Raw genomic sequence first — 10706 nt, forward strand, 5'->3', positions numbered from 1 at the left:
GCCTCGGTGGTTCCGTCGAACTGGCCTGTGTCGCCCTCCCCTTGCCTAAAACTAGCGGGTTCTAAGGGCTAAGCCCTTAGTGGGGGTCGAGGGGGCAAAGCCCCCCGCCTTGCTTACTTCGGGCACCCACCCCAAGCCCCTCGCTACGGCGTCAGCATCGCAGCGGCGCAGGCGTTGAGGATGGCGTCTTCGTCGATGCCGTAGATGCGGTAGAGGTCGGGGATATCGCCTGACTGGCCGAAGTGGTCGGGGCCGAGGGTGTGGATGCGTTGGCCGCGCACGCCGCCGAGCCAGGCGTGGGTGCTGGGGTGGCCATCGAGCACGGTGACCAGGGCGGCGCCGGGGGCGAGCGGGGCGAGCAGTGTTTCGATGTGGGAGGGTGTGTCGTGCCGGCCCTCGCGGCGGGCGGTCTGGGCGGCGCGCCAGTTGGCGAACAGGCGGTCGGGGCTGGTGATCGCCATCAACCCGGCGTCGGGTGCGTCTTCGAGCAGGGCGGCGAAGGCGGCTTCCGCTTCGGGGGCGACGGCGCCCTGGTAGAGAATTGCGATTCCCGCGCCGGGGGTGGGCGGCTTGATCCAGTGGGCGCCGGCGATGACGGCGGCGGGGTCGATCGTGCGGTGGGGTTGATCGAGTTGCCGGGTGGACAGGCGGAACCAGACCGAGGAGCCTTCGGGGCGTTGCATCCAGTCGAACCCGTGGCGGAACAATATGGCGAATTCATCGGCGTAGGCGGGTTCGTAGGCGGCGATGCGGTCCTGCACCATGCCGAGCAGCGGGGTGTTGGTGGATTGGTGCTGGCCGCCTTCCGGGGCGAGGGTGATGCCGGATGGGGTGGCGACCAGCATGAACCGTGCGTCCTGATAGCAGCCATATACCAGCGCATCGTGGCCGCGGTTGACGAACGGGTCGTACACCGTGCCGATCGGCAGCAGGCGGGTGCCCTGCATCGGGCCGGCGAGGCCGGCGGCGGCGAGCAGCAGAAACAGGTTCTGTTCGGCGATGCCGAGTTCGATATGCTGACCTTCCGGGCTCATGCCCCAGCGCTGGGCGGAGGCGAGTTTGGCGTCGCGGAACACATCGTTGCGGGTGTGCCGGTCGAACACGCCGCGCCGGTTGACCCAGGGGCCGAGGCTGGTCGAGACCGTGACATCCGGGCTCATGGTGACGATGTGTTTGGCGAGATCGGCGCAGTCCCCCTCGCCCCGGCCGATTTCCGACAGCATTTCGCCGAACGCGCCCTGGGTGGACATTTTGCGCCCAGCGCTGGGTGCGTGCGGCAAGGTGGCGGGCACCGGCACGAGCGGCGCACTCAGCACGCGCCCGGCAGGCGAGAGTTTTGCCGCGAAGGGAACGCTTGCAACGAAGTGACGCAGCGTTTCGGGCGCGGCGATGCCCTCATAGGGGTCCCATTCATGGCCTTCGCGAATGTTCATCAGGGTGCGGAACGCATCCATCTGGTCTTCGTTCATCAGGCCGGAGTGGTTGTCCTTGTGGCCGGCGAACGGCAGGCCGGCGCCTTTGGTGGTGTAGGCCAGAAAGCAGGTCGGCTGGTCGGAATGGGCCGCTTCGGTAAAGGCCTCGATCAACGTGGGCAGGTCGTGACCGGCGAGGTTGGTCATCAGCAGGGCGAGTGCGTCATCCGACACCGGATCGATGATGGCGCGCACGCCGCGCGAGCGGCCGAGGTCGGCCACCAGCGCCTGCCGCCAGGCGGCGCCGCCCTGGAAGGTGAGGGCGGAGTAGAGCGAGTTGGGGCAATCATCGATCCAGGCGCGCAGCGCGGCACCGCCGGGTTTGCGGAAGGCGGCTTCGAGCGCCTTGCCGTATTTCAGGCTCATCACGTTCCAGCCCATGTCGCGGAATAGGCCTTCGAACCGGCCGAACAGGCGGTCCGGCATGACGCTGTCGAGGCTCTGGCGGTTGTAGTCGACCACCCACCAGACATCGCGGACGTCGTGTTTCCAGCCTTCGAGCAAGGCCTCGTAGATATTGCCCTCGTCGAGTTCGGCATCGCCGGCGATCGCGACATGACGCGACGCCGGGCGATCGGCCGGGGTCATGTCGTGGGCGCGCAGATAATCCTGGATCAGCCCGGCGAAGGAGGTGATCGCAACACCGAGGCCGACCGAGCCGGTCGAGAAATCGATCTCGCCGCCGTCCTTGACGCGGGAGGGATAGGCCTGAGCGCCGCCGACCTGGCGCAAGCCCTGCATCATGTCGACCGTCTGGCGGCCGAGCAGGTAATTGATGGCGTGCAGCACCGGCCCGGCGTGCGGCTTCACCGCGACCCGGTCCTGCGGGCGGAGCATGTGGAAATACAACGCCGTCATGATCGAGACGACCGAGGCGCAGGAGGCCTGATGGCCGCCGACTTTCAAACCATCGCGATTCGGGCGGATGTGGTTGGCGTTATGGATCATCCATGACGACAGCCAGAGCAGCTTGCGTTCGATCTGGCGCAAGGCGGCGTAATCGGCCGTCGGGGCCGATGCGCTGGCATCGCGAAGCTGGTCGGCGACGAATTTGTCCATTTCCAATCCCTGAGCTGGAAGGCTGACTGTAGATGGAATTGCGACACGATCAAGGAACGCGTGCGGCGCGCGCCCATCAAAAAACACATTGTGCCGGTACGAAAAGTCATCACGCTCGGAAGGAGCAGACATGATGCCGCAAATTATTCGTAGCGATGTGACGCAGGTCACAGACGAATCCCGGCGGTCAGGGTACCTCGGCGCTATCGAAACGACGAAGAGTTTTCGAAACGGATTTTACCGAATGGCTACCGAGACAGGGTTATTTGAGCGAGCATAACCGGGCAGACGCGCCGAGGACAAACGCGCCGCGATAAAGGGCGCTCGTGGATGACTGACAATTATCGTCAGAGCTACATCCACGAGCGCCGATTTCGTATCAACTGCCGGGTGGCGAGGCGGCGGATCACGGTGTAGGGGTGATCGATCATCATTCGAGGTCGCCCGAGGTCGCCATGTCCGAACCAATGACACCGAACCCATGACACCGCGCACCAATCCGCTGGCCGGCCAGCCGGTGCCGGCATCGCTGCTGGTCAATATCCCCCGCCTGATGACCGCCTATTACGCGATGAAGCCGGACCCCGCGGTGACAGCGCAGCGGGTCGCGTTCGGAACCTCCGGCCATCGCGGCAATGCGCGCGCGAGCGGCTTCAACGAGGACCATATTCTGGCGATCACCCAGGCGGTGTGCGATCATCGGCGCGGCGCCGGCATCGCCGGGCCGTTGTTCATCGGCATGGATACCCACGCGCTGTCCGAAGCCGCGTTCACCAGCGCGATCGAGGTGCTGGCGGCGAACGAGGTCGAGACCATGATCGATCAGGACGGCGGCTACACGCCGACGCCGGTAATCTCCCATGCCATCATCGGTTATAATCGGGGCCGGACCAGCGGGCTGGCGGACGGCATCGTGATCAGCCCCTCGCATAATCCGCCGGAGGATGGCGGGTTCAAGTATAATCCGCCGAACGGCGGGCCGGCGGATGTCGATGTCACCGGCGCGATCGAGCGCATGGCCAACGCCTATCTGGCGGCAGGGAACCAAGGGGTCCGCCGGATCGGTTTCGAGCACGCGAGGCGCGCCGCCTGTGTGCATGCCCATGATTACATCACCCCCTATGTCGCCGATCTCGGGTCGGTGATCGACATGGCGGCGATCCAGCGTTCGGGGGTGCGGATCGGCGTCGATCCGCTCGGCGGGGCGGCGTGTGCGTATTGGCAGCCGATCATCGAGCGCTACGGCATTGCGGCGACGGTGGTCGATCCCACGATCGACCCGACGTTTCGGTTCATGTCGGTCGATTGGGACGGCAAGATCCGGATGGATTGCTCCTCGCCCTTCGCGATGGCCAAGCTGATCGCGCTGCGCGAGCGCTTCGATATCGCCTGCGCGACCGATCCGGATGCGGATCGTCATGGCATCGTCTGCCCCTCGGGCGGGTTGATGCCGCCCAACGCCTATCTCGCCGCCGCGATCGGGTATTTGTGCACTCATCGGCCGGACTGGCAGGCGGGCGGTGCGGTCGGCAAGACCGCGGTTTCGAGCGCGATGATCGATCGGGTGGTGGCACGCCAGGGACGGCGCCTGACCGAAGTGCCGGTCGGGTTCAAATGGTTCAGCGCCGGGCTGATCGATGGGTCGCTGGTGTTCGGCGGCGAGGAGAGTGCGGGGGCATCGTTTCTGCGGCGGGACGGGTCGGTCTGGACGACCGACAAGGACGGGTTGATCCTGGCGCTGCTCGCCGCCGAGATGACGGCGGTGACCGGCAAGGACCCCAACCAGTATTACGCCGAAATCACCGAAGGTCTCGGCGCATCGCATTACGAGCGGATCGATGCGCCGGCGTCGCGCGCGCAGAAAGCGGTGCTGTCGAAGCTCGACCCCGCGGCGATCACGGCGACCACGCTGGCCGGCGAGCCGATCACCGCGAAACTCAACCGCGCACCGGGCAATGACGCGGCGCTCGGCGGTATCAAGCTCACGACCGAGAACGCGTGGTTCGCCGCGCGGCCATCCGGGACGGAGGATGTCTATAAAATCTATGCGGAGAGTTTTCTGAGTGATCAGCACCTGAAAGCCGTGCAGCAGGAGGCGCAGGCGCTGATCGGGCGGTTGTTCGAGGATTTGTAGCCAAAGCGCCAGCGGCGCGCCTGACCGCTTCGTTACCGCGCCGGAAAAGATGGACAAAATATTGTTATTGTCCATATGAGTATATAATCCGCTCAGTAACGGTTTGAATGATGAAAGATGTCATCGAATGGCGGAAATCGGACCCTCGGAAGCCGGCAAGTCGAGCGCCGTGCCACAGCGGGCCGCAGCCGGCAGTCATTTCGCGGTTGTTGCGTTAGGCGCGTCTGCGGGCGGGCTCGAAGCGTTCGGCCGCATCCTCGACCATCTGGCGAGCGAAACCGGCATGGCGTTTATTCTGGTGCAGCATCTGGACCCGACGCATCAGAGCCTGATGGTCGAACTGCTGGCCCGCCATACCGCGCTACCGGTGATCGAGGCGGGCGATGGCATGATGCTCGAACCCGATCATGTCTACGTCATTCCGCCGGGCCGCTACCTCGCGGTCGACCACGATATGCTGCGGGTCACGCAACCGATCGAGCGGCACGGCATGCGGCTGCCGTTCGATTTTCTGCTGCACTCGATCGCGGAATCGTGCGGCGCCCGCGCCATTGTGGTGGTCTTGAGCGGCACCGGCAGCGATGGTAGCGCGGGGTTGCGGGCGATCCGCGACAAGGGCGGTTTCGTGATCGCGCAGGCGCCGGACGAGGCGGCGTTCGATGGCATGCCGCGCAGCGCGGTTGCGACCGGTCTGGTCGATCTGGTGCTGCCGCTCGCGGAGATTCCGGCGGCCCTGGCGGCGCGGCCGCGCGATGCGGTGGCACGCGAGGTGCCGGTCGATGCACCGGATAGTTTCAATGCGATCATCGCCCTGCTGCGCGATGCGACGGCGCATAATTTCACTTTGTATAAATCGGGCACGCTGCGGCGGCGGATCGATCGGCGGATCGGGCTTGCCGGGCTGGTGCCGCCGAGCCTCGATGCGTATCTGGCGCTGCTGACCAGCAACCCCGCCGAGGTCGATCTGCTGGCGCAGGATCTGCTGATCAACGTCACCAGTTTTTTTCGCGATCGCGCGGTGTTCGATGTGCTGGAGCAGCAGATCGTGCCGGAGCTGGTGGCGGGGCGCACCGCCGATCAGCCGTTGCGGCTGTGGGTGGCGGGGTGCAGTTCGGGCGAGGAGACCTATTCGCTCGCGATGCTGTTCATGGAGCATATCAGCGCGGTCGGTTCGCCCGCGAAATTGCAGATCTTTGCTTCCGATGTCGATCCTGATGCGGTCGGGCGGGCGCGGGCCGGGCTGTATGACCAATCGATCGAGGCGGATGTGTCGCCGGCGCGGCTCGCGCGGTTTTTCATCCGCGAGGAACAGAAATACCGGATCGGCACGGAGCTGCGGGCGCTGGTGGTGTTCACGGTGCAGGATGTGCTGGCCGATCCGCCGTTTTCGCGGCTCGATCTGGTATCGTGCCGGAACCTGCTGATTTATCTGCGGGCCGAGGCGCAGTCGAAAATCCTGACGCTGTTTCACTTTGCGTTGCGCGATGGCGGGATTTTGCTGCTCGGCAGTGCCGAGACCATCGGGTCGGGCGATCAGGGTTTCAGCGTGGTGGCCAAGGCCGAACGGATCTATCGCCGCACCGGGCGCAACCGGCCGGGCGTGTTCGGCTTTCCGGTGTTGCCGAGCGACAAATCTCGCCTCATGGCACGCCAGGTACCCGCGACGCTGCCCGGGACCAGTCTGGTCGTGACGATGGGGCCAGGCGGCGCACCACAGGTCAGCCTGGCCGAATTGTGCCGGCGGATGGTGATCGAAGCCTATGCGCCGGCGGCTGTGCTGATCAATGGGCAGAACGATTGCCTGTTCACGCTCGGCCCGGTCGACCGGTTTTTGCAGATCGCGCCCGGTCTGCCCTCGCATGATGTGCTGGCGATGTGCCGGCAGGGGCTGCGCACCAAGCTGCGCGCCGCGATCCGCCGGGCGATCGACTCGGCGGGTCGGGTGGTGGTGCCGGGTGGGACGATGACGCATGAGGGCGTCGAGCAGGCGTTCACGATCGATGTGCAACCGGTGACGAGCGACGGTGAACGGTTGCTGCTGATCTGTTTCGTGACCGGGCAGACCGGCGTCGCGGTGCAGGCATCGCCGGTCAACCGCAAGGACACCTCGCGCGTGGCGCAGCTGGAGCGCGAGCTGGCGGCGACGCGGACCGAATTGCTCGGCGCCATTCATGATCTGGAATTGTCGAGCGAGGATCAGAAGGCGATCAACGAGGAGGCGCTTTCGGTCAATGAGGAGTTCCAGTCGACCAACGAGGAATTGCTGACCTCGAAGGAGGAGTTGCAATCGCTGAACGAGGAGCTGACCGCGCTGAACAGTCAGTTGCAGGAAACGCTCGAGCGCCAGCGCACCACGGCGAACGATTTGCAGAACGTGCTGTACAGCACCGATGTCGCGACGTTGTTTCTCGATACCGATCTGCACATCCGCTTCTTCACGCCGGCGACGCGGGCGCTGTTCACGGTGATCCAGAGCGATCTGGGCCGGCCGCTCGCCGACCTGACCGCGCTGACCAATGATGGGATGCTGACGCTCGATGCGCGGGCGGTGCTCGAGACACTGCAACCGATCGAGCGCGAGGTGCAGGGGCGCAACGGCGCCTGGTTCACCCGGCGGGTGCTGCCGTATCGCACCCAGCAGCATGGCGTCGAAGGCGTGGTGATCACGTTTGCCGACATCACCGAGCGCAAACGGACCGCGCTTGCCTTGCAGAAGGCGACGACCGTTGCCGAGCAGACCAACCGTGCGAAGTCGCGGTTTCTGGCGGCGGCCAGCCATGATCTGCGCCAGCCGCTCACCTCGCTGTCGTTGCTGCACGGGCTGCTGGCGCGCGCGGTGGCGGGCACGCCGACCGAGCCGCTGGTCGAGCGGATGGCGCAGACTTTGGGCGTGATGACGACGATGCTGGATACGCTGCTCGATATCAATGAAATCGAGGCGGGGGTGGTCAAGGTCGCGGCGAGCCGGTTTGCGGTCAATGCGGTGTTCGACCGGTTGCGCCAGGAATTCACCGACGATGCCGTGGCGCTTGGGCTCGATTTTCATGTGATGCCGTGCACGCTGACGATCGAGACGGATCGGGGGTTGCTGACGCAGATTTTGCGCAACCTGGTATCGAACGCGCTGAAATATACCAGGCGGGGGCGGATTCTGGTGGGCTGCCGGCGGGTTGGCGGGCAGGCGCGGCTGGAGGTGTGGGATACCGGCATCGGGATTCCGCAGGAGGAATTGCAGGCGATTTTCGAGGAATATCACCAGATCGATAATCCTTCGCGCAATCGGACGCGCGGGCTGGGCCTGGGGCTCGCGATCGTGCGGCGGTTGACCGATCTGCTCGGTCTGCCGATTGCGGTGCGATCGGAGCCGGGCAGCGGGTCGGTGTTTTCGGTCACGATCGCGACGGTTGCCGCGCCGGTGATGGAGCCGGCGCCGGCGGCGGAGGCGGTGGTGGACGGGCCTGATGCGGTGCGGCCATCGGGGATGATCATGGTGGTCGAGGATGATCCGGATATTTGCTCGCTGCTGGTGATGTTTCTGCAGGAGGAGGGGTATCGGGTGGTCGCCGCCGCGGATGGTGCCGAGGCGCTGGCGCTGGTGGCGGGGGGGGCGTGGCCGGATTTGTTGATTGCCGATTACAATCTGCCCGGGGCGATGAACGGGATTGCGGTGGTGGGCCGGGTGCGCGCGGCGATCGGTCATGCGGTGCCGGTGATCATTCTGACCGGTGATATTTCGACCGATGCGCTGCGTGAGATCGCGGCGCAGGATTGCGCGCAGTTCAACAAGCCGATGTCGCTGGTCGCGCTGGCGGCTGCGATTCGCAAGCTGATGCCGGTGCGCCCGACGGTGGTGCCGGCGATGAGCGCGCCGATCGTGGTGATCGATGATGATCCGGCAATCTGTGCGGCGCTGCACGCGATGCTGGAGGCGGCGGGGCGGGTGGTGGTGGATTTTGCGTCGGCGGAGGCGTTTCTGGCGCGCGATCCCGGCGGGGCGGCGGGGTGTTTGGTGATCGATGTCAATCTGCCGGGGCGCAGCGGCATCGATCTGCTGCGGACGGTGCGGGATGGCGGGGATGAGACGCCGGTGGTGATGTTGTCGGGTGTGAGTGATGCGACGCTGGCGGTTGAGGCGCTGCGGGCGGGGGCGGCGGATTTTGTGGAAAAGCCGATCAACCCGGCGGAGCTGCTCAGCCGGATCGACCGCGCGATCGGGCTGGGGCAGGATCTGACCGCGCGGCGGGCGATTCATGAGGAGGCGGTGCGGCATCTGGCGGGGTTGACGGCGCGGCAGCGGGAGATTCTGGATTTGGTATTGGCGGGGCAGCCGAGCAAGGTGATTGCCGGGATGCTCGGGATCAGCCCGCGCACGGTCGAGGTGCATCGGGCCGCGATCATGCGCAAGACCGGTGCTGCGTCGATGGGCGCATTGGCGAGGCTTGCGGCCGAGGCCGAGGGGCAGGTAACGGACTCGGTTGCGATCCGGCCGTGACGGGTGGGCGGGCGGCTGGTAGACTGGGTGGTGCATAACATTATTTGCCGCGTGCCGGCGTGGCCAAGGGGGATCGACCATGACCGAGGTTTGCATTGTTGGCTGGGCGCATTCGCCGTTCGGCAAGCTCGAGGCGCCTGATCTGGAATCGCTGATCGGGGCGGTTGCGGGCAGTGCGGTGGCGGATGCGGGGATTGCGCCGGGCGAGATCGATGGCGTGTTCGTCGGCAATTTCAACAACGGGTTCAGCAAGCAGGATTTTCCGGGGTCGCTCGCGATGCAGAGCGTGCCGGAGTTGCGGTTCAAGCCGGCGATGCGGTGTGAGAACGCCTGTGCCTCGGGTTCGGCGGCGGTGTTCGCGGCGCGCGATTTCATCGCGGCGGGGCGGGGGCGGTTTGCCCTGGTGGTCGGGGCCGAGAAGATGACGGCGGTGAGCGGGGCGGCGGTGGGTGATATTTTGCTCGGTGCCTCGTATCGGCGTGAGGAAGGCGAGATTGCCGGCGGGTTCGCCGGGGTGTTCGGGCGGATTGCCGAGACGTATTTTCAGCGGTTCGGTGATCAATCGGATGCGTTGGCGGCGATTGCGGCGAAGAATCATCGCAACGGGGTGGATAATCCGTATGCGCAGATGCGGCGGGATCTGGGGGTCGAGTTCTGCCGGACGGTGTCTGAGAAGAATCCGTATGTTGCGGGACCGTTGAAGCGGACCGATTGTTCGCTGGTGAGCGATGGTGCGGCGGCGCTGGTGCTGGCGGATGCGGAGACGGCATCGGCGATGCGGCGGGCGGTGCGGTTTCGGGCGGCGGCGCATGTCAATGATTTTCTGCCGTTATCGCGCCGGGACCCGACGCGGTTTGAAGGCGGGGCGACGGCGTGGGGGCAGGCGCTGGGTGAGGCGGGATTGTCGATCGAGGATCTGTCGTTCATCGAGACGCATGATTGTTTCACGATCGCCGAGTTGATCGAGTATGAGGCGATGGGGTTGGCGCCGCATGGCAAGGGGGCGCGGGTGGTGTTGGATGGGATGGTTGGGGCCGCGGGACGGTTGCCGATCAACCGGTCTGGCGGGTTGAAGGCGAAGGGGCATCCGGTGGGGGCGACTGGGGTTTCGATGCATGTGATCGCGGCGATGCAGCTGACCGGCGAGGCGGGCGAGATGCAGCTGGGGCGGGCTGATATTGGGGGGATTTTCAATATGGGCGGGGCTGCGGTGGCGAATTATGTTTCGATACTGGAGCGGGTTGGGGGGTAGGAAGGGAAGGCTTCTTTTTTGTAAAAAAGAAGCAAAAAACTTTCTGACCCTGGGGCACGGGCGTTTGAACCGGCACGGGCCCAAATTACCAAAGTTTTTTTTGCTTCTTTTTTGTTCACAAAAAAGAAGTGCTTCACTTGTCTTTTTGTGCTATTTGTTGCGTAATCGTAACGAAATAGGCGTGCGAAATCATGGCCCCTTCCGCCAGAGTTTTTTGACGTTGAAGGAGGGGACGAAGGGCTGGTGCCAAGGCGGTACGGGCGGTGGGGGTGGGCCGAGGATTTCGTGGAGTTGTTC

At 65.1% G+C, this 10706-nt stretch carries 4 protein-coding genes; 3 read left to right on the forward strand and 1 reads right to left on the reverse strand.

The annotated features are described in order from the left end of the window. Nucleotides 1-143 precede the first annotated feature (143 nt). Nucleotides 144-2531 carry a 1-deoxy-D-xylulose-5-phosphate synthase N-terminal domain-containing protein gene (locus BW994_RS15955; RefSeq protein ID WP_029314001.1) on the reverse strand — a complete coding sequence of 796 codons (2388 nt, stop codon included), beginning with the start codon at nt 2529-2531 and terminating at the stop codon, nt 144-146. 481 nt (nt 2532-3012) lie between these two features. Here BW994_RS15955 and pgm point away from each other — a divergent pair, with 481 nt between their 5' ends. The 3 genes from pgm (at nt 3013) to BW994_RS15970 (ending at nt 10409) form a co-directional block, all read left to right on the forward strand. After that, a complete protein-coding gene (gene pgm, locus BW994_RS15960; RefSeq protein WP_076454710.1) occupies nt 3013-4665 on the forward strand; it encodes a phosphoglucomutase (alpha-D-glucose-1,6-bisphosphate-dependent) in 1653 nt (550 codons plus the stop codon). 127 nt (nt 4666-4792) lie between these two features. After that, nucleotides 4793-9157: a chemotaxis protein CheB gene (locus tag BW994_RS15965; protein WP_081849225.1), complete on the forward strand. Its 4365-nt coding sequence runs from the start codon at nt 4793-4795 to the stop codon at nt 9155-9157. Nucleotides 9158-9236: 79 nt separating this feature from the next. After that, nucleotides 9237-10409 (forward strand): acetyl-CoA acetyltransferase, encoded by a 1173-nt coding sequence (locus tag BW994_RS15970; RefSeq protein WP_029313994.1) that lies wholly within the window; start codon nt 9237-9239, stop codon nt 10407-10409. The last annotated feature ends 297 nt before the right edge of the window (nt 10410-10706 follow it).

The organism is Acidiphilium rubrum, from assembly GCF_900156265.1.
Lineage (GTDB): Bacteria > Pseudomonadota > Alphaproteobacteria > Acetobacterales > Acetobacteraceae > Acidiphilium > Acidiphilium rubrum.

What these genes read in the sequence shown, in the direction of transcription:
- pgm (WP_076454710.1), top strand. Translation starts at nt 3,013, where the DNA reads ATGACACCGCGCACCAATCCGCTGGCCGGCCAGCCGGTGCCGGCATCG.
- BW994_RS15955 (WP_029314001.1), bottom strand. Translation starts at nt 2,531, where the DNA reads ATGGACAAATTCGTCGCCGACCAGCTTCGCGATGCCAGCGCATCGGCC.
- BW994_RS15965 (WP_081849225.1), top strand. Translation starts at nt 4,793, where the DNA reads ATGGCGGAAATCGGACCCTCGGAAGCCGGCAAGTCGAGCGCCGTGCCA.
- BW994_RS15970 (WP_029313994.1), top strand. Translation starts at nt 9,237, where the DNA reads ATGACCGAGGTTTGCATTGTTGGCTGGGCGCATTCGCCGTTCGGCAAG.